Annotated in this window: 21 protein-coding genes; 14 read left to right on the forward strand and 7 right to left on the reverse strand. The window is 67.6% G+C overall.

What is annotated here, in order from left to right; genetic code table 11:
• Positions 1-264 precede the first annotated feature (264 nt).
• On the reverse strand, positions 265-1200 hold the full coding sequence (locus QKY98_RS02365; RefSeq protein ID WP_017642882.1) for a LysR substrate-binding domain-containing protein: 936 nt from the start codon (positions 1198-1200) through the stop codon (positions 265-267).
• Positions 1201-1326: 126 nt separating this feature from the next.
• Here QKY98_RS02365 and QKY98_RS02370 point away from each other — a divergent pair, with 126 nt between their 5' ends.
• The gene (locus QKY98_RS02370) at positions 1327-2703 is read left to right on the forward strand and encodes an L-serine ammonia-lyase (protein ID WP_027598857.1); all 1377 of its coding nucleotides are present in this window, start codon (positions 1327-1329) and stop codon (positions 2701-2703) included.
• Positions 2704-2766: 63 nt separating this feature from the next.
• Positions 2767-3243, forward strand: coding sequence for a YbaK/EbsC family protein (locus QKY98_RS02375; RefSeq protein ID WP_027598860.1), 477 nt, complete (start codon positions 2767-2769; stop codon positions 3241-3243).
• Here QKY98_RS02375 and QKY98_RS02380 read toward each other — a convergent pair.
• A complete protein-coding gene (locus QKY98_RS02380) occupies positions 3231-3359 on the reverse strand; it encodes a hypothetical protein (protein WP_007161186.1) in 129 nt (42 codons plus the stop codon). The two genes, QKY98_RS02375 and QKY98_RS02380, sit on opposite strands and share 13 nt — an antisense overlap.
• A 145-nt stretch (positions 3360-3504) precedes the next feature.
• Between QKY98_RS02380 and QKY98_RS02385 the strand changes: the two genes are divergently transcribed.
• The gene (locus tag QKY98_RS02385) at positions 3505-4908 is read left to right on the forward strand and encodes an aminotransferase-like domain-containing protein (protein WP_074584947.1); all 1404 of its coding nucleotides are present in this window, start codon (positions 3505-3507) and stop codon (positions 4906-4908) included.
• Here the strand turns inward: QKY98_RS02385 and QKY98_RS02390 are convergent.
• The 3 genes from QKY98_RS02390 to mpl form a co-directional block, all read right to left on the reverse strand.
• On the reverse strand, positions 4905-5177 hold the full coding sequence (locus QKY98_RS02390; RefSeq protein WP_143008557.1) for a YceK/YidQ family lipoprotein: 273 nt from the start codon (positions 5175-5177) through the stop codon (positions 4905-4907). The genes QKY98_RS02385 and QKY98_RS02390 overlap by 4 nt on opposite strands.
• Positions 5178-5371: 194 nt before the next feature.
• Entirely contained in the window at positions 5372-6004 is a 633-nt protein-coding gene (ubiX, locus tag QKY98_RS02395; protein WP_007161189.1) for a flavin prenyltransferase UbiX, read from the reverse strand.
• Positions 6004-7359, reverse strand: coding sequence for a UDP-N-acetylmuramate:L-alanyl-gamma-D-glutamyl-meso-diaminopimelate ligase (gene mpl / locus QKY98_RS02400; RefSeq protein WP_284670292.1), 1356 nt, complete (start codon positions 7357-7359; stop codon positions 6004-6006). The genes ubiX and mpl overlap by 1 nt, the downstream gene beginning before the upstream one ends.
• Before the next feature lie 207 nt (positions 7360-7566).
• On the opposite strand from mpl, the gene QKY98_RS02405 reads away from it, so the two are divergent.
• Both QKY98_RS02405 and QKY98_RS02410 read left to right on the forward strand, forming a co-directional pair.
• Complete coding sequence (locus QKY98_RS02405; protein ID WP_027598864.1) at positions 7567-7941, forward strand: COG4315 family predicted lipoprotein; 375 nt, start codon at positions 7567-7569, stop codon at positions 7939-7941.
• A gap of 130 nt (positions 7942-8071) precedes the next feature.
• Positions 8072-9232, forward strand: a complete 1161-nt coding sequence (locus QKY98_RS02410) for an SLAC1 family transporter (protein WP_284670293.1) — start codon at positions 8072-8074, stop codon at positions 9230-9232.
• A 185-nt stretch (positions 9233-9417) separates the two neighbouring features.
• On the opposite strand, the gene QKY98_RS02415 is transcribed toward QKY98_RS02410, so the two are convergent.
• The gene (locus QKY98_RS02415) at positions 9418-11310 is read right to left on the reverse strand and encodes a sigma-54-dependent Fis family transcriptional regulator (protein ID WP_284670294.1); all 1893 of its coding nucleotides are present in this window, start codon (positions 11308-11310) and stop codon (positions 9418-9420) included.
• 247 nt (positions 11311-11557) lie between these two features.
• On the opposite strand from QKY98_RS02415, the gene exaC reads away from it, so the two are divergent.
• The 6 genes from exaC (at position 11558) to QKY98_RS02445 (ending at position 18116) form a co-directional block, all read left to right on the forward strand.
• A complete protein-coding gene (gene exaC, locus QKY98_RS02420) occupies positions 11558-13078 on the forward strand; it encodes an acetaldehyde dehydrogenase ExaC (protein WP_044341048.1) in 1521 nt (506 codons plus the stop codon).
• A 253-nt stretch (positions 13079-13331) separates the two neighbouring features.
• Positions 13332-14363, forward strand: a complete 1032-nt coding sequence (gene adhP, locus QKY98_RS02425; protein ID WP_058791004.1) for an alcohol dehydrogenase AdhP — start codon at positions 13332-13334, stop codon at positions 14361-14363.
• A gap of 175 nt (positions 14364-14538) precedes the next feature.
• Positions 14539-15186: a DedA family protein gene (locus tag QKY98_RS02430; protein ID WP_007161196.1), complete on the forward strand. Its 648-nt coding sequence runs from the start codon at positions 14539-14541 to the stop codon at positions 15184-15186.
• A 4-nt stretch (positions 15187-15190) separates the two neighbouring features.
• Positions 15191-16027 (forward strand): M90 family metallopeptidase, encoded by an 837-nt coding sequence (locus QKY98_RS02435; protein WP_150339906.1) that lies wholly within the window; start codon positions 15191-15193, stop codon positions 16025-16027.
• A gap of 51 nt (positions 16028-16078) precedes the next feature.
• The gene (gene ppa / locus QKY98_RS02440) at positions 16079-16606 is read left to right on the forward strand and encodes an inorganic diphosphatase (protein WP_007161198.1); all 528 of its coding nucleotides are present in this window, start codon (positions 16079-16081) and stop codon (positions 16604-16606) included.
• Between the two features lie 448 nt (positions 16607-17054).
• A complete protein-coding gene (locus QKY98_RS02445) occupies positions 17055-18116 on the forward strand; it encodes an AsmA family protein (RefSeq protein WP_284670295.1) in 1062 nt (353 codons plus the stop codon).
• Positions 18117-18337: 221 nt separating this feature from the next.
• Here the strand turns inward: QKY98_RS02445 and ilvA are convergent, their stop codons facing one another.
• On the reverse strand, positions 18338-19879 hold the full coding sequence (gene ilvA / locus QKY98_RS02450; RefSeq protein WP_284670296.1) for a threonine ammonia-lyase, biosynthetic: 1542 nt from the start codon (positions 19877-19879) through the stop codon (positions 18338-18340).
• A gap of 263 nt (positions 19880-20142) precedes the next feature.
• Between ilvA and QKY98_RS02455 the strand changes: the two genes are divergently transcribed.
• From QKY98_RS02455 to dxs, 3 genes are all read left to right on the forward strand, one after another.
• Complete coding sequence (locus tag QKY98_RS02455; RefSeq protein WP_007161201.1) at positions 20143-20385, forward strand: exodeoxyribonuclease VII small subunit; 243 nt, start codon at positions 20143-20145, stop codon at positions 20383-20385.
• On the forward strand, positions 20382-21260 hold the full coding sequence (locus QKY98_RS02460; protein ID WP_284670297.1) for a polyprenyl synthetase family protein: 879 nt from the start codon (positions 20382-20384) through the stop codon (positions 21258-21260). Before QKY98_RS02455 ends, QKY98_RS02460 begins: the two co-directional genes overlap by 4 nt.
• Positions 21261-21410: 150 nt before the next feature.
• Positions 21411-23360, forward strand: coding sequence for a 1-deoxy-D-xylulose-5-phosphate synthase (dxs, locus tag QKY98_RS02465; protein ID WP_042137306.1), 1950 nt, complete (start codon positions 21411-21413; stop codon positions 23358-23360).
• Positions 23361-23541 lie beyond the last annotated feature (181 nt).

The following is a 23541-nucleotide window of genomic DNA, read 5'->3' on the forward strand; positions in this document are numbered from 1 at the left end:
GCGATCCGCCGATGCGGCCACTCCCCGCTCGGACAGCTCCCTCTCCCTCCGGGAGAGGGTTGGGGCGAGGGCACGCCTCACGACGAAGCCACCCGCGGAAAAGGCTGCGCCGTTTTCCACGCTACGGAGCCTGCACAAGACCCTCCTCGCTTGGATAAGCCCCCTCTCCCTCTGGGAGAGGGCTGGGGTGAGGGCGCGCTTCACGACGAACTCACCAGCGGAAAAGGCTGCGCCGTTTTCCACACTACCGAGCTATCACGCCCCTCAGGCCGGCTGGGCCAGCACCATCTGGTCGACCTCTTGCACCAGCCAGTCGTGCAGGGCGCGCAGGCGGGGATCGGCCAGGGCGCCCTGGGCATAGAGCAGCATGTACCTCTTGTGCGCCGGCACCGAACGGCCGAAGGGCGGCACCACCAGCACGCCTCGGGCCAGCTCGTCGGTGATCAGGGCGCGGCGGGCGATGGCCACCCCCATGCCGGCGATGGCCGCCTCTATGGTCAGGTGGTTGCGGTTGAAGGTATGACCCCGGCGCACATCCAGCGCCGGCGCGCCGATGCTGGCCAGATAGAATTCCCACTCGGCGTATTCGTAGCTGCCGCGCCAGGCGGTGATGTCGTGCAGCAGCGGATAGAACTCCAGGTCCTCCGGCCGCTCCAGCGGCGGTCGCCCCGCCAGCAGGCTGGGCGCGCAGACCGGGAATATCTCTTCCTCCATCAGCGGCGTCGAGGCCAGGCCCGGATAGCTGCCGTCGTTGAGGTCGATGGCCAGGTCGAATTCGCCTTCGCGCAGCGACCAGCTGCTGTCTTCGGCCACCAGCCGCAGTTGCAGGTCGGGAAAGCGCGCCTGCAGCCGCGGCAGTCGCGGCGTCAGCCACTTGCCCAGGAACGAAGGGATCGACCTGAGGCGCACCACGCCGCCGAACTGACCGGCGTTGAGACGGCGCAATTCGGCGTCGATCAGCCCATAGGCCTGATTCAGGGTGGTTGCCAGGCGCTGGCCTTCGGCGGTCAGCTCCAGGCCACGGGCCACGCGGTGAAACAGCTTGAAGCCCAGGCGCTCTTCCAGCTGGCGCATCTGCTGGCTGATGGCGCCAGGCGTCACGTGCAGCTCTTCGGCGCAGCGCGTGAAGGACAGGTGCCGGGCGGCGCAGGCAAAGACCTGCAACCAGGCCTGGGTTTGGGCGTTGAGGATCCGGCTCATCGATGAGTTCCGCTAAAGGATCGCTTAGAAGCTTTCGTTTGTGCGAGCTGAGGGCTTATCACCACTATGAGCCATCCGCCGGCAGCTTGTCTGGCGACCATTCAAGCTCAATCAGGGATTATCGTCATGGCCATCAGCGTCTTCGACCTGTTCAAAATCGGCGTGGGTCCGTCCAGTTCCCATACCGTGGGCCCGATGCGGGCCGGCGCCCTGTTCGCCCAGCGCCTGGTCGACGAAGGTCTGCTGGAACAGGTCAAGCGGGTCGAGGTACGCCTTTACGGATCGCTCTCGGCCACCGGCGTCGGCCATGGCACCGACCGCGCCACCCTGATCGGCCTCATGGGCGAATGGCCGGATCGCGTCGATCCCGCCGCCGTGGAGCCGCGCATCGAAGCCCTGCGCAACGAGCGCCAGCTGCTGCTGGCCGGGCGCCAGGCGATCCACTTCGACTGGCAGGAAGACCTGCTGCTCCTGGACGAGAGCCTGCCCTATCACCCCAATGCCATGACCCTGACCGCCTTTGGCGCCACTGGCGAGGTGGCCGAGGCGACCTACTATTCCATCGGTGGTGGCTTCGTGGTGGACGCCGCCCAGGCCGCCAGCGGCGTGCTGGACAACGACACCACCGAACTGCCCTACGATTTCTCCAGCGGCGCGGAGCTGCTGCAGCTGTGTCGCCGTCATGGCCTGGGCGTGGCCGAGCTGATGCTGGCCAACGAAAAGAGCTGGCGCTCCGAGGAAGAGATCCGCAGCGGCCTGCTGCGCATCTGGAGCGTGATGCGCGAATGCGTGCAGAACGGTCTCGCCAACGAGGGCATCCTGCCCGGCGGCCTCAAGGTGCGTCGCCGCGCCGCCCGCCTGCACCAAAGTCTGCAGGCCATCGGCAAGCCCAACGTCATCGGCTCCACGCTCTCCGCCATGGAATGGGTCAACCTCTTCGCCCTGGCGGTGAACGAGGAGAACGCCGCCGGCGGACGCATGGTCACCGCGCCCACCAACGGCGCGGCCGGGATCATCCCGGCGGTGCTGATGTACTACATGAAATTCAATCCCGACGCCTGCGACGACGACGTGGTGCGCTTCATGCTCGCCGCCGCCGCGGTCGGCATCCTGTGCAAGAAGAACGCCTCCATCTCCGGTGCCGAGGTGGGCTGCCAGGGCGAGGTCGGCTCGGCCTGCGCCATGGCCGCGGCCGGTCTGGCCGAGGTGCTGGGCGCCAGCCCGGCGCAGCTGGAAAACGCCGCCGAGATCGGCCTGGAGCACAACCTGGGACTGACCTGCGATCCGGTCGGCGGCCTGGTGCAGGTGCCCTGCATCGAGCGCAACGCCATCGCCGCGGTCAAGGCGATCAACGCCGCCCAGATGGCCCTGCGCGGCGACGGCGAGCACTTCATCTCCCTCGACCAGGTGATCCGCACCATGAAGGAAACCGGCGCGGACATGCACAGCAAGTACAAGGAAACCTCGCGCGGCGGCCTGGCCGTGACCTTCGTGGAGTGCTGAGTCAGCCTTGACGCGGGCGGTACGGATTGCCGAAAGTCGGGGTTTACCTGCACGGGAAGCCCCATGAGCCTCGACTCCGTCCGCCAGCACCTCGCCCGCATCGCTCCCGATCTCGAGATCCTCGAGGCCACCACCAGTACCGCGACCGTCACCCTGGCGGCGGCCGCCCACGGCGTGGAGCCGGGGCGGATCGCCAAGACCCTGGGGCTGAAAGTCGGGGAGCAGCAGTTGCTGTTGGTGGCTCGCGGCGATGCGCGCCTGGACAACCGCAAGCTCAAGGCCGCCTTCGGTGGCAAGGCCAAGCTGCTCGATGCCGCCACCGTGGAAGGCCTCACCGGGCATCCGGTGGGCGGCGTCTGCCCGTTCGGGCTGGCCACCCCGCTGCCGGTCTATTGCGACGAATCGCTGAAAGCCTTCGACGAGGTATTACCGGCTGCGGGTGCCATCCACAGCTGCGTGCGCCTCACCCCGGAGCGGCTGGCCGCCCTCAGCGAGGCGCGCTGGGTGGATGTCTGCGAGGTAGGCGATCAGCGCAGCTGATCGTTCTTTTCCACGTCGCGCCGATCCTTGTTCAGCACCACGCAGGCGTAGTAGCCGCCGCCGAGCAGGATGAGCGCGAGCAGACTGAAGAGAATCATGAAGATACCATCGTCCATGGCTGCCTCCGAGGGATGCCAGAAAGGGATGGATAAAGCTTAGGCCTCCCGCCGCCCGCGTTACAGCAGCAGGTAGACACATGAAAAACCGGATCAGATGGGGCCCTGCTCGCTATAGTGACGGTCTCCCCTGCCCTGGCCCTGCATGAAGCGCTACGAAAGATTCGCCGACCAGCTCGCCACCCTGATGACCCGCGGTGTCCTCGCCCCCGGCGAGCGGCTGCCCTCGGTACGCAGCGCCAGCCAGACCCATGGCATCAGCCCCTCCACGGTGTTCCAGGCCTATTACCTGCTGGAGAGTCGCGGGCTGATCGAGGCCCGCGAGCGGTCCGGCTATTTCGTCCGCGAACCGGCCCGGGCGCGCGACGCGGCGCCGCTGTTGGCGCCTCTGGAAGGCACCGAGGTCGCGGTGAGCGACCTGGTCTATTCGGTGCTGCAGTCGCTGCAGGATCCGGACATCGTGCCCTTCGGCTCGGCCTTTCCCAGCCCTGATCTCTTTCCCCTGGCGCGCCTGGCCCGCAGCATGGCCCACGGCCTGCGCGACCTGCCCGCCCAAGACCTCACCGCCTACGTCACCCCCGGTCATCCCGAGTTGCGCCGGCAGATCGCCCGGCGCTACGGCCTGGCCGGCATGCCGGAGGTCGGCGAAGAACTGGTGATCACCCACGGCGCCCTGGAGGCGCTGAATCTGGGACTGCAGAGCCTGACCCGTCCCGGCGATCTGGTGGCGGTGGAAAGCCCGGCCTTCTACGCCAGCCTGCAGGTGCTGGAGCGGCTGCAGCTCAAGGCGGTGGAGATTCCCGTCGATGCCGAGCGCGGGCTCAACCTGGACGCCCTGGAAGAAGCCCTGAGTCGCCTGCCGATCAAGGCCTGCTGGTTCATGAGCGGCCTGCAGAATCCCACCGGGGTCAGTCTCGACGATAGCGCCCAGCAGCGCCTCTATGGCCTGCTGCAACGCCATCAGGTCCCGCTGCTGGAAGACGATGTCTACGCCGAACTCTACAGCGGCAGCGAACCGCACCGCCCGGTCAAGCGCTTCGACCGCGACGGCCTGGTGCTGCACTGCGGCTCCTTTTCCAAGTGCCTGGCGCCCGGCTATCGCATCGGCTGGATCGCCGCCGGTCGCCAGGCCGGCGCCGTCGCGCGGTTGCGGCTGATGACCACCATCACCCCCTCGATGCCGGCCCAGGCCGCCCTGGCCGACTACCTCCAGCACGGCGGCTATGATCGCCACCTGCGTCGTCTGCGCCTGAGTCTTGATCGCCAGCGCCAGGCCATGCTGACTGCGGCGCGGCGCTACTTTCCCGCCGACACCCACGTCAGCCGGCCCCAGGGTGGCTACTTTCTCTGGTTCGAATTGCCCACCCGGGTGGACAGCCTGGCGCTCTACCGCCAGGCCCTCGCCGAAGGCATCAGCCTGGCGCCGGGCCCGATCTTTTCCGCGCAGCAGGGCTTTCGCCACTGCATCAGACTCAATTGCGGGCATCCCTGGGACGCCCGCAGCGAGGCGGCCATGGCCAGGCTCGGCGAGTTGCTGAAGGCGTTCTAGAGGCCGCCACGCACACTGCCGCGCCCACCGATGGCGGCCGGCAGGGACAGCGGCAGCAGCAGGGTGTCGAGCAGGGCGCTGGCAGGCAGGTCCAGCACCGGCCAGGCCGGTGCCTCGGCGCCAAAGCGCTCCCAAGCGCAACAGCCGCCCTGCAGGGCATAGAGATCCAGCCGGGTACCGGAATAGACTACCGGCGCGCCGGGCTTGGCGGCATCCAGGGTGCGCGCCGTGGCGCAGCCGCCGAGGACCAGGACAGTCGTCAGCAGCAGGCCGAGGCGCGCGACGGCCCTAGGTTCTATACGAAAACTGCCTGCGCTCGGTGATGCTGCGTTAAAAATCAGCTGGAATGCCAGCCCAGTCGGAATGCTCATTTACCATTCGCAAACTCGAGCGCGAGCCCGGTCCGCTTCCTCGCTGATTTTTGCCTTGCCTGATCTTCGCTCGGCGACTTTTCGTACAGAACCTAGTCATCGTTGCCGGACAGGTGATGTTCGCCCCAGCGCGGCAGCATGTCCTGGGGGATGCCCAGGGTGTTGAGGATGCGCGCCACCACGAAGTCCACCAGGTCGTCGAGGGTCTGCGGCTGGTGGTAGAAGCCCGGCGAGGCCGGCAGGATGGTCACGCCCAGGTTGGACAGCTTGAGCATGTTTTCCAGGTGGATGCTGGAGAACGGCGACTCGCGTGGCACCAGGATCAGTTGCCGCCGCTCCTTGAGGGCCACGTCGGCGGCGCGCTCGATGAGGTTGTTGCTGGCCCCGGTGGCGATGGCCGAGAGGGTGCCGGTGGAACAGGGGCAGACCACCATGGCCGCCGGAGCGCTGGAACCGGACGCCGGCGGCGCCATCCAGTCGCTCTGGCCGAACACCCGCACCTGGCCCGGTGCAGCGCCGGTGTATTCGGTGAGAAAGGCCTGCATGGCCTGGGGCTTGGGCGGCAGCACCACGTCGGTCTCGGTGGCCATCACCAGTTGCGCGGCCTTGGAGATGAGAAAGTGCACCTCGCGCTCCTCCTGCACCAGGCAGTCCAGCAGGCGCAGGCCGTACTGGGAGCCGGAGGCGCCGGTCAGCGCCAGGGTGATGCGTTCCGGGCCGGCCATCATGCCTGCTCCAGGGCGGCGGCCAGCTTGCCGTGCAGGCCGCCGAAGCCGCCGTTGCTCATGATTACCACGTGGGTGGGGCCGTCCAGCTCGGCCTGGACCCGGGTGATGATCGCCTCCAGGGAATCGCAGACCACGGCCGGTACGGCGCAGGCCTCGGCGGTGCCGGCCAGGTCCCAGCCCAGATTCGGCGGGGCGTACCAGATGACGCTGTCGGCGCCGGTGACGCTGGCCGGCAGGCCGTCACGGTGGGCGCCCAGCTTCATGGAATTGGAGCGCGGCTCGATGACGGCGATGATCCGCTCGCTGCCGACCCGGGCACGCAGCCCCTGCAGGGTGGTGGCGATGGCGGTGGGATGATGGGCGAAGTCGTCGTAGACGGTCACGCCGCGCACCTCGGCGACCTTTTCCATGCGCCGCTTCACGCTGCGGAATTCGCTCAGGGCCGCGACGCCCAGGCCGGGTACCACGCCGATATGACGGGCCGCCGCCAGGGTGGCCAGGGCATTGGCCACGTTGTGCTGGCCGGTCAGTTCCCAATTCACCGTGCCCTGCATCGCGCCGTCGAACAGCACCTCGAAGCGCGAGCCGTCCTCGGCCAGCAGGCGCGCCTGCCACTGGCCACCTGCGCCAGTGGTCTGCACCGGGGTCCAGCAACCCATCTCCAGCACCCGCACCAGGGCCGTTTCGGCAGTGGGGTGGATGACCAGGCCGCTGCTGGGGATGGTCCGCACCAGATGGTGGAACTGCCGCTCGATGGCTGCAAGATCCGGGAAGATGTCCGCGTGATCGTATTCCAGGTTGTTGAGGATGGTGGTCCGCGGCCGGTAGTGGACGAACTTGGACCTCTTGTCGAAGAAGGCGCTGTCGTATTCGTCGGCTTCCACCACGAAGAAGGGCGTGCCGCCCAGGCGCGCCGAGATGCCGAAATTCTGCGGCACCCCGCCGATGAGAAAGCCCGGACTCATGCCGGCGTGCTCCAGCACCCAGGCCAGCATGCTGGTGGTGGTGGTCTTGCCATGGGTGCCGGCGACCGCCAGTACCCAGCGGCCCTGCAGGACGTGCTCGGCCAGCCACTGGGGGCCGGAGACATAGGGCAAGCCCTTATCCAGCACGTATTCCACCGCCGGATTGCCGCGCGACAGGGCGTTGCCGATCACCACCAGGTCCGGCGCCGGATCCAGTTGGGCCGGATCGTAGCCCTGGGTCAGCTCGATGCCCTGGGCTTCCAGCTGGGTGCTCATGGGCGGATAGACGTTGGCGTCGGAGCCGGTCACGCGATGGCCGGCTTCCTTGGCCAGCACCGCGAGCGACCCCATGAAGGTGCCGCAGATACCGAGGATGTGGATGTGCATGACAGGCGGGCTCCGCTGCAGATTGAACGGCGGCAAGGTTAGCACGGGGGGCCGCGCCGCCGGAGCGATGGCCGTCGCGGATACCCGGCGCTGCGCCGGCCCCGGATGGCAGGATTTCGACTAGAGTGCGCAAGGCATCCCTGGCTTTGCGGATGCCCAAGTAGCCGTGGCTCCGTTCGCCCTGATAACAAGCACAAGAGGTCGACCATGCTGAAACACCTGCTGATCACCGCTGCAACTCTCTCCTTCGCCAGCCTGGCCCTGGCCGCCGCGCCGACCAAGGTCGCCGACACCGCCTTGGGCAAGGTGCTCGTCGACGGCAAGGGCATGACGCTCTACACCTTCGCCAAGGACAGCGCGGGCAAGTCCGCCTGCAACGGTCCCTGTGCCCAGAACTGGCCGCCCCTGAAGGCCGACGCCGGTGCCAAGGCGGCCGATGGCTACAGCCTGGTGACCCGCGACGACGGCAGCCAGCAATGGGCCTACCAGGGCAAGCCGCTGTATACCTGGGTCAAGGACAGCAAGCCGGGCGATACCACCGGGGATGGCGTCAATCAGGTCTGGCACGTGGCCAAGCCCTGATGCCGGGGCGCTGTCTGCCCCGTGCGGGCAGCGCCTTATCCAGCCAATGGTTTAATACTTCATAATCATTCATTTTTAATGATAAGCGAGCAGGCTTAGCCTGAGGGCCTTCCCTTTCAGGAGCCCGGCCATGCCGTTTTTCACCGCTGTCCCAGCGCAGGCCCTCAGACCCTTCAGGCAGCTCGACCGCCCCCTGGAGGTCATCCGCCAGTTCACCCCCAACTGGTTCGCCGTGACCATGGGCACTGGCGTGCTGGCCCTCGCTCTGGCCGCCTTTCCCTGGCAGCTTCCTAGGTTGCACGCCCTCGCCGAGGGGCTCTGGCTGCTCGCTGTGCTGTTGTTCTGCCTGTTCGCCGGGCTCTATGCCGCGCGCTGGCTGCTGTTCTTCGACGAGGCCCGCGAGATCTTCGCCCACGCCACCGTCTCGATGTCTATCGGCACCATCCCCATGGGCCTGGCCACGCTAATCAACGGCCTGCTGCTGTTCGGCCTGCCGCGCTGGGGCGCGGCGGTGCTGCCCCTGGCACTCGGCCTCTGGTGGCTGGATGTGGCCATGGCACTGGCTTGCGGGGTGCTGATCCCCTATCTGATGTTTACGCGCCAGGCGCATCGCATCGACCAGATGACCGCCGTCTGGCTGTTGCCGGTGGTAGCCGCGGAGGTGGCGGCGGCCAGTGGTGGCCTGCTGGTGCCGCATCTGGCGGCCGGCGAGCACTTCACCGTACTCGTCTCCAGCTATGTGCTCTGGGCCTATTCGGTGCCGGTCGCCCTCAGCCTGCTGGTGATCCTGCTGCTGCGCCTGGCGCTGCACAGGCTGCCGCCGGCCAGTATGGCGGCGTCGAGCTGGCTAGCGCTGGGTCCGATCGCCACCGGTGCCCTGGGTCTCCTGGTACTGGGCAGCGCGGCGCCCGCGGTGTTCGCCGCCCATGGCCTGGCCGGCATTGGCGAGATCGCCCGGGGCCTGGGCCTGCTGGGCGCGCTGCTGCTCTGGGGCCTGGGACTCTGGTGGCTGGCGCTGGCGGTGCTGGTGACCCAGCGTCAGGCCCGCGAGGGCATGCCCTTCAACCTGGGCTGGTGGGGCTTCACCTTTCCCCTGGGCGTCTATGCCCTGACCACCCTGCGCCTGGGAGAGGCCCTGGCGGCGCCCTTCTTCACCGGCCTGGGCGCCGCGCTGGTGGTGCTGCTGGCCCTGCTGTGGCTGCTGGTCGCCAGCCGCACCCTGGCCGGCGCCTACCGGGGCGGTCTGTTCGTCTCGCCCTGCATCGCCCACCTGTGCAAGAAGGTGCGCTAGAGCCTTTTCAAAGGCTCGCGAGCTAGAGACAAACAAGGCCTAGGCGGCCCCGCGAAAATAGCTGAGGAAGCGGATCGGACTCGCGCTCGAGTTTACAAAGAGTAAATGAGCATTCCGACGGGGCTGGCCTTCCAGGCCATTTTTAACGCCGTTTGGCCGACGCGCAGCAGACTTTGAACAGGCTCTCAGTCCTGGGGGCGCTGCAGGCCGTGTTGATGCAGCCAGCGATAGAGTGTGTTGCGACTCACCCCCAGGCGCTTGGCGGCACGGGTCATCTGCCAGTGGCAGTCGTCCAGCACCGCGCGCAGCTCCTCCCGGGCGCTGTCGACCGGCACCGCGCTGGACGGCAGGGGCAGCCGGGCGCCACGACATTCCGCCGGTAGCTCGTCCAGGCCGATATGGCCGTCTTCGCTCAGGGCCACCAGGGTGCGTAGCACGGTGCGCAACTGGCGGACGTTGCCGGGCCAGGGCTGGGCCAGCAGGCAGGCGCGCGCCGCCGGGTCGAGGCGGATCGACTCGCCACGCGCCTCTTCGGCCAGCAGCTGATCGAGCAATTCGCCACGGTCACTGCGTTCGCGCAGCGCCGGCAGGGTCACCACCAGGCCGCGCAGGCGATAGTAGAGGTCTTCGCGAAAGCTGCCGGCGGCCACCAGGGCTTCCAGATCGCGGTGACTGGCGCTGACCAGGCGCAGGTCCAGGGCCCGGGGCGCGCCGCCGCCGAGGGGGACCACCTGGCGCTCTTCCAGCACCCTGAGCAAGCGGGTCTGCAGCGCCAGCGGCATGTCGCCGATCTCGTCGAGAAAGAGGATGCCGCCATCGGCCTGCTGCAACTTGCCGGCCATGCCCTCCTTGCGCGCCCCGGTGAAACTGCCGCCGCGATAGCCGAACAGCTCGCTTTCGATCAGCGTCTCCGGGATGGCCGCGCAATTGAGAGCGACGAAAGCCTGGCCGGCGCGACTGCTGGCGCGGTGCAGGGCGCTGGCGAAGGCTTCCTTGCCGGTGCCGGTCTCGCCGTGCAGCAGCACCGGCACGTCGCGCTCCAGGACCCTGAGCGCCCGGCTGAAATCCCGCGCCAGGGCCGGATCGGCCAGGCAGATGCCGCTGGGCAGGGGCGCCTTGGGCACCGCCACCGAGGTGACCGGCCGTACCTGGGGACCGCGCACCAGGCCGTGGAAGCCCTGGCCCTGGCGGCCACGCAGCGCCCAGCAGGCGCTGGGTTGTGGACGGGCGCGCTCCAGCAGGTCGTCCTGCCGCAACTCGAACAGGCGCTCCATCCGCTGCCCCAGCACCGCGCTACGTGCCAGGCCCAGCAGCATCAGGGCGGTCTCGTTGGCGGCCTGGACGCGACCCTCGTCGTCGAAGGCCAGCAGTCCCTCGCTGAGCAGACCGACATAGGCCGCCTGGGCATGGAAGCGCAGCAGGTAGCCGTCGGCGTAGCGGTCGAGGAAGTAGCAACTCTCGATCAGCTTGGCCGAGAGATTGACCAGCGCCATGGTGTGGAACTGACCCTGGCGCGAGGCTTCCTGGCGGGCGGTGGAGACGTCCAGCACCGCCAGCAGTTCGCCGGCCGGATCGAAGACCGGACTGGCCGAGCAGGTCAGCTGGGTATGGCGACTGCGAAAGTGTTCGTCGCGATGGATGGTCAGCGCCTGGCGCTCCACCACGCAGGTGCCGATGCCGTTGGTGCCCTCGCAGGCCTCGCTCCAGTCGGCGCCCAGCCACAGCCCGGCCTGCTGGAAGGTCTCGCGCTCGGCCTCGGCGGTGACGCAATCGAGGATCAGCCCGCGGGCATCGGTGAGCAGCACGGCATGGCCGGCGCCGCCCAGTTGCTGGTGCAGGGCATTCATCTGCCCACGGGCGATCTGCAGGACCCGCTGCTTGCGCTGGCGATGCTCGTCGAAGCGGGCGCGCTCCAGCACCCAGGGCGCTACCGGAGCGGCCGGGTCGAGCTGGTGCTCGTCGAGACAGCGCCGCCAGGAGCGGGCGATGGCCGGATCGCTGGCCGGGCCGTCGAGGACGGCGCCGCGAGCGAGTTCGAGCACCTGGCTGGCATGACGATCGGACGGGGTGGCGGCCATTGTTGTTGTCCTCCGCGGGGGCGTCTGCGCGGCCCCCAGCATAGGCCAAATCGGTCGGACTGGGCACTCTGTCACCCCCAGGTGACAGGCTGTCACGCCAAGGGGTGACACCTCTGTCACAGTGACAGGGAGCGGCTTTCCCCGAGACAGGCCGCAAGGCCGCAACCATGCGGGTTCGCCCGACTTGGCCCGCACCTTGCTCAGGATCGGTGCGCCGCTTCATACAAGAACAAACAGGAGACCCACCATGCGCTACGCAGCTCCCGGCACCCAAGACGCCCTGCTGACCCTGCAGGCCCGCTACGGCAACTACATCGGCGGCGAATTCGTCGCTCCGGTGAAAGGCCAGTACTTCACCAACACCTCCCCGGTGAACGGCTCGGTGATCGGTGAATTCCCCCGCTCCGACGCCGCCGACATCGAGCGCGCCCTGGACGCCGCCCACGCCGCCGCCGATGCCTGGGGCCGCACCTCGGTGCAGGACCGCTCGCTGATCCTGCTCAAGATCGCCGACCGCATCGAACAGAATCTGGAAAAACTGGCCGTCGCCGAAACCTGGGACAACGGCAAGGCGGTGCGCGAGACGCTCAACGCCGACGTGCCCCTGGCAGCCGACCACTTCCGCTACTTCGCCGGCTGCATCCGCGCCCAGGAAGGCAGCGCCGCCGAGATCAACGACAAGACCGCCAGCTACCATTTCCACGAGCCATTGGGCGTGGTCGGCCAGATCATCCCCTGGAACTTCCCGCTGCTGATGGCCGCCTGGAAGCTCGCCCCGGCGCTGGCCGCCGGCAACTGCGTGGTGCTCAAGCCCGCCGAGCAGACCCCGCTGTCCATCACCCTGTTCGTCGAACTGGTCGGCGACCTGCTGCCGCCCGGCGTGCTCAACGTGGTGCAGGGCTATGGCAAGGAGGCCGGCGAGGCCCTGGCCACCAGCACCCGCATCGCCAAGATCGCCTTTACCGGCTCCACCCCGGTGGGTTCGCACATCCTCTCCTGCGCGGCCAAGAACATCATCCCGAGCACCGTGGAGCTGGGCGGCAAGTCGCCCAACATCTACTTCGAAGACATCATGCAGGCCGAGCCGAGCTTCATCGAGAAGGCCGCCGAGGGTCTGGTCCTGGGCTTCTTCAACCAGGGCGAGGTCTGCACCTGCCCCTCGCGCGCCCTGGTGCAGGAATCCATCTACGCCCCCTTCATGGAAGCGGTGATGAAGAAGATCGCCCAGATCAAGCGTGGCGATCCGCTGGACACCGACACCATGGTCGGCGCCCAGGCCTCCCAGCAGCAATTCGAGAAGATCGTCTCCTACCTGGAGATCGCCCGCGAGGAAGGCGCCGAATTCCTCACCGGCGGCAACGTCGAGAAGTTGCAGGGTGACCTGGCCAGCGGCTATTACATCCAGCCGACCCTGCTCAAGGGTCACAACAAGATGCGCGTCTTCCAGGAAGAGATCTTCGGCCCGGTGATCGGCGTCACCACCTTCAAGGACGAAGCCGAGGCCCTGGCCATCGCCAACGACACCGAGTTCGGCCTCGGCGCCGGCGTCTGGACCCGCGACATCAACCGCGCCTACCGCATGGGCCGGGGCATCAAGGCCGGTCGCGTCTGGACCAACTGCTACCACCTCTACCCCGCCCATGCCGCCTTCGGTGGCTACAAGAAATCCGGCGTCGGCCGGGAAACCCACAAGATGATGCTCGACCACTACCAGCAGACCAAGAATCTGCTGGTCAGCTACGACATCAATCCGCTGGGCTTCTTCTAGGAGCGACCGGCAGACCCCGGGGTACGGCCGCCACTGACTGTGCCCCGGGGCCAACGCCGCTCCGCGAAGACGACGCCTGGATCGCGCGCCTCAGCAGGACGTCGGGGCGCGCCTCCCGCCTGACCTGGATCAACACCCCCTCCCCGTGGGTGGCCGACGCTAGACGCAACGGCCGCCCGTGGTGGACAGGTGCGTCCCGGCGCAGGCCCCGTCTGGCTTCATCCACGCATCATGCCTCCATGAGGGACTCGTCATGCCCAAAACAATGAAAGCCGCTGTCGTCACCGCCTTTGGCAAACCCCTGGAATTCCGCGAAGTCGAGGTGCCGACCCCGGGTGCCGGCCAGGTGCTGGTCAAGATCGCCGCCAGCGGCGTCTGCCACACCGATCTGCACGCCGCCCAGGGCGATTGGCCGGTCAAGCCCAATCCGCCCTTCATCCCCGGCCACGAAGGCGTCGGCCATGTGGTGGCAGTAGGCGCGGGGGTCACCCACGTCAAGGAAGGCGACCGGGTCGGGGTGCCCTGGCTGTATTCCACCTGCGGCCACTGCGAACACTGCCTGGGCGGCTGGGAGACCCTCTGCGAATCCCAGCAGAACACCGGCTACTCGGTGAACGGCGGCTTCGCCGAATACACCCTGGCCGATGCCGGCTACGTCGGCCGCCTGCCGGACAACGTCGGCTTCGTCGAGATCGCGCCCATCCTCTGCGCCGGGGTCACCGTCTACAAGGGCCTGAAGATGACCGATACCAAGCCGGGCAACTGGGTGGTGATTTCCGGCATCGGCGGGCTTGGCCACATGGCGGTGCAGTACGCCCGGGCCATGGGCCTCAACGTGGCGGCGGTGGACGTGGATGACAAGAAGCTCGACCTCGCCCGCCGGCTGGGCGCCGAGGTCACGGTCAACGCCCGCGAGCAGGATCCGGCGGCCTACCTCAAGAAGGAGATCGGCGGCGCTCACGGCGCCCTGGTCACGGCGGTCTCGCCCAAGGCCTTCGAACAGGCCATCGGCATGACCCGCCGCGGCGGCACCATCGCCCTCAATGGCCTGCCGCCGGGCGATTTCCCGCTGTCGATCTTCGACATGGTGCTCAACGGCACCACGGTGCGCGGCTCCATCGTCGGCACCCGCCTGGACCTGCAGGAGGCGCTGGACTTTGCCGGCGAGGGCAAGGTCAAGGCCACGGTGAGCGCCGAACCGCTGGAGAACATCAATGACATCTTCGCCCGCATGCACGGCGGCGGCATCGAGGGTCGGGTGGTGATCGACATGGCGCTGAGCTGAGACCTGGCTCGCCACTCCCGCGCCCATCCGGGCGCGGGACTGAACCTTTGCCCTACCCTGACCTCTGAGCGGCTGGCGTTTTTTCCCGGCGCCGATCTCGACCAGGCCACAAAACCCGGTCCCGGCTGCCTTTATAATCGCCGCCGGACCCTCGCAACCACGGTAGGCACGCCCCATGGAATTCAACCCGATCGATCTGATCCTGCACCTCGACGTCTATCTCAGCGGGTTGGTCGCCCAGTACGGCACCTGGATCTACGCCATTCTCTTCGCCGTGATCTTCTGCGAGACGGGCCTGGTGGTCATGCCCTTCCTGCCCGGCGACTCCCTGCTGTTCATCGCCGGCGCGCTCTCCGCCCTCGGCGACATGGACCCCTATCTGCTGGCCGGACTGCTGATGTTCGCCGCGGTGGCGGGCGACAGCACCAACTACCTGATCGGCCGCTTCGCCGGCGACAAGCTGTTCAGCAACCCCCATTCCAAGGTGTTCCGCCGCGACTATCTGCTGCGCACCCAGGCCTTCTACGAGCACCATGGCGGCAAGACCATCACCCTGGCGCGCTTCCTGCCCATCATCCGCACCTTCGCCCCCTTCGTCGCCGGCGTCGGCCGCATGCACTATCCCTACTTCCTGGCGTACAGCGTGCTCGGCTCGCTGCTCTGGGTCGGCGGTCTGGTGAGCCTCGGCTACTTCTTCGGCAACGTGCCCTTCATCAAGCAGAATCTCACCCTGATGGTGCTGGCCATCATCGGCATCTCCCTGTTGCCGATGATCCTCGGCCTGATCAAGAGCCGGCGCGCCGCGGTCCAGAGCGGAGTCTGAGTCCTTGGGTTTCTGGCGCGCCTGGCGCGAGCGGCGCCTGCTTGCGCGGGTCGCCATCGCCGATGACCTCTGGGCGCGCCTGCGTCAGCGCCTGCCGATCCTCGATGGTCTGACCGTCGCGGAAGACGCCTGGCTGCGCGAGCACTGCGTGCTGTTTCTCGCCGAGAAGCGCCTGACCCTGCTCCAGGGCCTGGAACTGGACGACGGTGACCGCCTCTTGCTGGCCGCCCAGGCCCTGCTGCCCCTGCTGCACCTGCCGGAAGCGGCGCTCTATCCCAATGTCCGTGAGATCGTCGTCTACCCGGACGCCTTCGTCAGTCCCCAGCGCCATCGCGACGAGGGCGGTCTGGAGCACGAATGGGACGAGGAACGCGACGGCGAAGCCTGGGATCGCGGCCAGGTGGTGCTGGCCTGGCCCGGCATCCAGGCCAGTGGCGGCTGGGAGGCCTACAACCTGGTCATCCACGAATTCGCCCACCTCATCGACCTGCTCGCCGGCGGCCTGTGCAACGGCCAGCCACCGCTGCACCCTGGCATGCCCCAGGCGGCCTGGACCGGCGCCCTGCAGCACGCCTATGACGACCTCAATCGCCAGCTCGACGCCGATCCGGACGCCGAGACCGCGCTCGACCCCTATGCGGCGGAAAGCCCCGAGGAATTCTTCGCCGTCGCCTGCGAGTACTTCTTCAGCGCCCCCGACCTGCTCGGCGAACACTATCCGGCGGTCTACGCCCAGCTGCAGCAGCTGTTCCGCCAGGATCCGCGCCAGCGTCTCGCCGTCAGCCTGGCGAGCGTGCAACAGCCGACACCCCCGGGGTCCGAGGCTCGAACCCCGATCTGAAAGCGCCTATACTCCCGGCCACTTTTCCCAACCGACCAGAGGGACCCGTTCATGAGCTACAGCAAGATTCCCGCCGGCAAAGACCTGCCGAACGACATCTACGTCGCCATCGAGATTCCGGCCAACCACGCGCCGATCAAGTACGAGATCGACAAGGACAGCGACGCCCTCTTCGTCGACCGTTTCATGGCCACACCCATGTTCTACCCGGCCAACTACGGCTACATCCCCAACACCCTGGCCGACGATGGCGATCCCCTGGACGTGCTGGTCGTGACCCCCTACCCGGTCGCTCCCGGCGCCGTGATCCGCGCCCGTCCGGTCGGCGTGCTGCACATGACCGACGAAGCCGGCGGTGACGCCAAGCTGATCGCCGTCCCCCACGACAAGCTGAGCGTCCTGTACAAGGACGTGAAGGAATACACCGACCTGCCGGCCCTGCTGCTGGAGCAGATCAAGCACTTCTTCGAGAACTACAAGGATCTGGAGAAGGGCAAGTGGGTCAAGGTCGAGGGCTGGGGCGATGCCGACGCCGCCCGCGCCGAGATCACCAAGGCCGTGGCCGCCTACAAGGGCTGATCCACGCCGCTGTCGCAAAGCCCGGTTCGCCGGGCTTTTCTGTTTCCGGACGTCACAGCGGCCACGCCGGGCTTCCTATCCGGCGGCAAAGCGACTACCCTGCACCCCTCGTCGCCATCCGCGACCCTGCGCCGATCCGCCATCTGCCGATCGCCGCCGGAGGCCCCAGGCCTCTTTCTCATCTGCCCGGCAAGGGCAACCCGGGCGGGCCGGGCTCACCAAAAATCAGCTCAACCCGCCCTCGAAAGCCGGCCACAAGCCGGCTTTTTTGCGTCTGGGGTTCGAGCGCACTGACGACCGGCACCGAGTTCTGGTATCCACCAAAAGGCAAGCCAGAGCCCTTCGTTGCCAGCGCAGCCTCCGGCTTCTCCCTTCACGCCTGGTCGCAAGAAACTCAGACGGGGCGCCCAGGGTCGACCGGGGACGAAGTTTGTCCCGAGCCACCGTCATGTCCCGTCGTCTGCGCCTGCCTCTTTATATTCTCATCGGCCTGGTCGTCCTGCTGCTGTGCCTGCACTTGGCCGCGCCCCTGCTGATCCGTCACTACCTCAACGACAAGCTGGCGGACATGGGCGACTACCGCGGCCAGGTGACCGACGTGGACCTGGCCTGGTGGCGCGGCGCCTATCGCATCGAGGGGCTGGAGATCGTCAAGGTCAACGGCAAGGTGCCGGTGCCCTTTCTCAAGGCGCCCAGCATCGACATCGCGGTGAGCTGGCGCTCGCTGTGGCGGGACCATGCCATCGTCGGACGCATCCTCTTCGATCGCCCCGAACTCAACTTCGTCGACGGCGGCGCGCGCAAGGAACAGTCACAGACCGGTGAAGGCACCGACTGGCAGGACCAGGTCGACAAGCTGATCTCCATCACCCTCGACGAGGTGCGGGTGGTCAATGGACGGGTGACCTTCCGCAACTTCAACTCCAGGCCCCAGGTGAATCTGGCGGCCACCGACGTCAATGCCAGCCTCTTCAACCTGACCAACGCCGCCGACGCCCAGGGCGAACGCATCGCCCACTTCGAAGGCAAGGCCGCCGTGCTCGGCAGCGCGCCGCTGGAAGCCAGTGCCCGCTTCGATCCCTTCAAGGACTTCACCGACTTCGACTTCCGTCTGCGCGTGACCGACATCGACCTGCCCAAGCTCAACGACTTCGCCCGTGCCTATGGCAAGTTCGATTTCCGCGCCGGCAGCGGTGACGTGGTGGTCGAAGCCAAGGCGGTGGATGGCCGGCTCAGCGGCTACGTCAAACCCCTGATGAAGAACGTCGATATCTTCGACTGGCAGCAGGACGTCGAGAATCGCAACAAGAACGCCCTGGAAAGCGCCTGGGAAGCCGTGGTCGGCACGGCCCAGACGCTGCTGAAGAACCAGCCCCGCGACCAGTTCGCCACCCGGGTGGATCTCTCCGGCAGCGTGAAGGATCAGGATATCAGCCCGCTGCAGGCCTTCTTCAATATCCTGCGCAACGCCTTCGTGCGGGCCTTCAGCGCCCGCTACGACGCGGATTGAGGTCCGGCGTCTTGTGCCCGGGCTTCGTAGCGTGGAAAACCGCGCAGCGTTTTCCACTGATAGGCCCCAGTGCCAATCGCGGCCATGGGCCGCTCCTACAGGCTCAGGTATGACCGTAGGTACGAGGTAGGAGCGGCCCATGGCCGCGATTTGGCGATACTCCAATCTCCGGAATTGACCACATTTGCGGACCGCCATGGCCGCGATCCCTCTGACTCGGTCTATCCAATGAACAACCGATACGCCGGATTCTCCGTCTCGTCCCAGTAGCGATAGCCGATGGCATCCAGGGTCGCCAGCAGCTCGGGCCGCTCGGCCTGGCTGGCCTCCAGCCCCGCGAACACCCGCCCATCCGCCGCGCCGTGGTTGCGGTAGTGGAACATGCTGATGTTCCAGCGCCCGCCCAGGCGGTCGAGGAAATCGAACAGCGCTCGGGGCCGCTCGGGGAATTCAAAGCGGAACACCTGCTCCTGGCCGACCCGCGGCGCATGGCCGCCCACGGTGTGGCGGATATGCAGCTTGGCCAGTTCGTTGTCGGTCAGGTCCAGCACCGGGAAGCCCTGGTCGCGCAGGCCCTGGATCAGGGCGTCACGCGGATCGCGCTGGGGATGGGTCTGGACGCCGACGAAGATATGGGCCTCTTCGCCTGTGTGGTAGCGGTAGTTGAATTCGGTGATCTGCCGCCGGCCCAGGGCCTCGCAGAAGGCGCGGAAGCTGCCCGGCCGCTCGGGGATGGTCACGGCGATGATGGCTTCGCGCTGCTCGCCCAATTCGGCGCGCTCGGCCACGTGCCGCAGCCGGTCGAAGTTGATATTGGCACCCGAATCGATGGCCACCAGCACCTGGCCGCCGGAGCCTTCCCGCTCGGCGTATTTCTTGATCCCGGCCACGCCCAGGGCGCCGGCCGGTTCGGTGATGGAGCGGGTGTCGTCGTAGATGTCCTTGATCGCTGCGCAAATCTCGTCGGAGCTGACGGTGATCACCTCGTCGACATGGCGCCGGCAGATCTCGAAGGTGTGATGGCCGATCTGGGCCACGGCCACGCCGTCGGCGAACAGCCCGACTCGCGGCAGCACCACGCGCTCATCGGCGGCCATGGCCTGCTGCAGGCAGTTGGAATCGTCCGGCTCGACACCGATGACCTTGATCTCGGGCCGCAGGTATTTCACGTAGGCCGCGATGCCGGCGATCAGGCCGCCGCCGCCCACCGGGACGAAGATGGCGTCCAGGCGTCCCGGATGCTGGCGCAGGATCTCCATGGCCACGGTACCCTGGCCGGCGATGACGTCGGGATCGTCATAGGGCGGTACGAAGGTATAGCCCTGCTCCTCGACCAGGCGCAGAGCCTCGGCCAGGGCATCGGGAAAGGCGTCGCCATGCAGCACCACCTCGCCACCGCGGGATTGCACGCCGATGACCTTGAGCTCGGGGGTGGTCCGCGGCATGACGATGATCGCCCGCACGCCCAGCTCACGAGCCGCCAGGGCCAGGCCCTGGGCGTGGTTGCCGGCGCTGGCGGCGATGACGCCGCGGGCCTTTTCGCTGGCCGAGAGGCTGGCCAGCTTGGTGTAGGCGCCGCGGATCTTGAAGGAGAACACCGGCTGCAGGTCTTCGCGCTTGAGCAGCACCTGGCAACCCAGCCGCTCGGACAGCGCCCGTGCCGGTTGCAGGGGCGTTTCGATCGCCACGTCGTAGACGGGGGCTTCGAGGATCTTGCGGGCATAGCGCTGCAAGAGATCGGTGGCGGGTTCCTGGGCGGTCATGGCGGGCTCCTGGGGTGTTTCATCGGGGCCCAGGAGTCAGAAAGTACAAACCCGCCTCTCGGGCGGGTCTGGTTGCGCAGCTAACGCTGTCCCGCCATCAGGTAATGGCGGTAATAATGCTGGGGCGTTGGTGGCTGCGCGTTTTCATGACCGCTACCCTAGGGCCTGGCCGGGCATGGCGTCAAGCGGCGCCGATGGCTGTGGCACAATGGCCGACCCATTGCCCCCTTCCCGCGACCCGATCGCCTCTGTCGAGAATCCCGATGGCCCGCAAGAAAGCTCCCGACTTCGAACAATCCCTGGCCGAGTTGCAGACCCTGGTGGAACGCCTGGAAAGTGGCGAGCTGTCCCTGGAGGACTCCCTCGGCGCCTTCGAACAGGGCATCCGCCTGACCCGCGAATGCCAGGGCGCCCTGGCCCAGGCCGAGCAGAAGGTGCAGATCCTGCTGGAAAAGGACGGCGAACTCAGCGCCGCGCCCTTCGCCCCGGTCGGGGACGACGCATGATCGAGGCCTACCAGCAACGCTGCCAGACCCGCGTCGACACAGCCCTCGCCCCGCTCTTCACCGCCCCGCGCGCCGAACTCGCCCGACTCTATGCGGCCATGGCCTACAGCGTCATGGGCGGCGGCAAGCGGGTGCGGCCGCTGCTGGTCTATGCCGCCTGCGAAGCCCTGGGCGGCGATCCGGCACGCGCTGACCAGGCCGCCTGCGCGGTGGAGCTGATCCACGCCTATTCCCTGGTCCACGACGACCTGCCGGCCATGGACGACGACGACCTGCGCCGCGGCCGGCCCACCACCCACAAGGCCTATGACGAGGCCTGCGCCATCCTTGCCGGCGACGGCCTGCAGACCCTGGCCTTCGAGACCCTGCTGGCGGCGCCCCAGGACGCCGCGGTGCGGCTGGAGATGGTCGCGGTGCTGGCGCGGGCCAGCGGCCCGGCGGGCATGGTCGGCGGCCAGGCCATCGACCTGGAATCGGTCGGCCGGCGCATCGACCAGCCGGCGCTGGAGACCATGCACCTGCACAAGACCGGCGCCCTGATCGCCGCCAGCGTGCAACTCGGCGCCCTGGCCAGCGAAGCCGCCGGTGCCGGCGAGCGTGAGGCTCTGGGACGCTATGCCGAGGCCATCGGCCTGGCCTTCCAGGTCTGGGACGACGTGCTCGACATCGAAAGCGATACCCAGACCCTGGGCAAACGCCAGGGAGCCGATCTCGCCCGCGAAAAACCGACCTACCCGGCGCTGCTCGGCCTGGACGCGGCCAAGGCCTATGCCCTGGAGCTGCGCGACACCGCCCTGGCCGCCATCGAGGCCCTGGGCGAGCCCGCCGAACCCCTGCGCGCCCTGGCCCGCTACATCGTCGCAAGACGTAGCTAGCCGCATCCCGGCGGAAAAACTCGTGACCCGGGCCGCATTTGCCCCCGGGTCCGTTGTCACAGGGGCATAACAAGACGCCCTGTCCGCTGTTGGGATGCCACGCGGGCATCGGGTAAACTGCCTAATTCTCTGCGCAAAGTGATCAGCCAGATGCCCAAGACGTTTCACGAGATTCCCCGCCAGCGTCCCGCGACGCCCCTGCTCGACCGCATCGACTCGCCGGTCCAGCTGCGCCAGCTCGGTGACGCCGAGCTGGAAGCCGTCGCCGACGAACTGCGCGCCTTTCTCCTGTGGACCGTGGGCCAGACCGGCGGTCATTTCGGCGCCGGCCTCGGCGTCATCGAACTGACCGTGGCCCTGCACTACGTCTTCAACACCCCGGAAGACCGGCTGGTGTGGGACGTCGGTCACCAGGCCTATCCGCACAAGATCCTCACCGGTCGCCGCGAGGGCATGGCCAGCCTGCGCCAGAAGGACGGCCTGGCCGCCTTCCCGCGCCGCAGCGAGAGCGAGTACGACACCTTTGGCGTCGGTCACTCCAGCACCTCCATCGGCGCCGCCCTGGGCATGGCCATCGCCGCGCAGCTGCAAGGCATCGAGCGCAAGTCGGTGGCGGTGATCGGCGACGGCGCCCTGACCGCGGGCATGGCCTTCGAGGCCCTCAACCACGCCTCGGATACCGGCGCCAACATGCTGGTGGTGCTCAACGACAACGACATGTCCATCTCGCGCAATGTCGGTGGCCTGTCCAACTACCTGGCGCGACTGCTCTCCAGCCGCACCTACCAGCACCTGCGCGAGAACGGCAAGAAGGCCCTCTCCAAGCTGCCCGGTGCCTGGGAAATCGCCCGCCGCACCGAAGAAGCCGCCAAGGGCATGCTGGTACCCGGCACCCTGTTCGAGGAACTGGGCTGGAACTACATCGGCCCCATCGACGGTCATGACCTGCCGACCCTGGTCACCACCCTGCGCAATCTGCGCGACGCCAAGGGCCCGCAGTTCCTCCATGTCATCACCCGCAAGGGCAAGGGCCTGTCCATCGCCGAGGCAGACCCCATCGGCTACCACGCCATCACCAAGCTGGAGCCGCTGGACGCCAAGCCCAAGCGCCCGGGCGCGCCCAAGTACTCCAACATCTTTGGCGACTGGCTGTGCGACATGGCCGCCGCCGATGCCAAGCTGGTGGGCATCACCCCGGCGATGAAGGAAGGCTCCGACCTGATCCGCTTCGCCGAACGCTATCCCGAGCGCTACTTCGACGTGGCCATCGCCGAGCAGCATGCGGTGACCCTGGCCGCGGGACTGGCCTGCGACGGCATGAAGCCGGTGGTGGCCATCTACTCCACCTTCCTGCAGCGTGGCTACGATCAGCTGATCCACGACGTGGCGGTGCAGCATCTGGACGTGCTCTTCGCCATCGACCGCGCTGGCCTGGTCGGCGAAGACGGTCCGACCCATGCCGGCAGTTTCGACCTGTCCTACCTGCGCTGCATACCCGGCATGGTGATCATGGCGCCCAGCGACGAGAACGAGCTGCGCCGCCTGCTCACCACCGGCTATCGCCACCAAGGCCCCGCCGCGGTGCGCTACCCGCGTGGCAGCGGCCCCAACGCCGCCCTTGATCCGGGCCTGGAACCCCTGCCCATCGGCAAGGGCGTGGTGCGTCGCCAGAGCAGCCTGAAAAACGGCCCCACCGTCGGCTTCCTGGTGTTTGGCGTGCAACTGGCCGAGGCCCTGCAGGTCGCTGAGCGCCTGGACGCCAGCGTGGCCGACATGAGATTCGTCAAGCCGCTGGACGAAGCCCTGATCCGCCAGTTCGCCGCCGACCACGACCTGCTGGTCACCGTCGAGGAAAACAGCGTCATGGGCGGTGCCGGCAGTGCGGTCAACGAATTCCTGCAGGCCAATGCCCTGGTCCAGCCGGTGCTTAACCTGGGCCTGCCGGACAGCTACATCGAACACGCCAAGCCGGCCGACATGCTGGCCGAGTGCGGTCTGGACGTCGCCGGGATCGAGCGCGCGGTACGCGAGCGCCTGGCACGGCTGGAAGCCGCCCAGGCCGATACCTCGCCACGCCTGGCCCGCGGCGCCTCCGCCTAAAGGGCCGCGCACCGCTGATCTGAAGGCACCGACACCTCGTCCAGCCGCTCTAGTGCGCGGCTGGAGCCCCCACCATGCTGGCTGCTGACTGCAATCAGCGTGGCGACAAGGATGGGTGTTATGAGTGACATGGATCTGAGCGGCCCCGAGCGCCGCTGGCTGCCCTGGCTGGGGCGCAATG

The organism is Pseudomonas sp. HR1, from assembly GCF_030175875.1.
Lineage (GTDB): Bacteria > Pseudomonadota > Gammaproteobacteria > Pseudomonadales > Pseudomonadaceae > Chryseomonas > Chryseomonas oryzihabitans.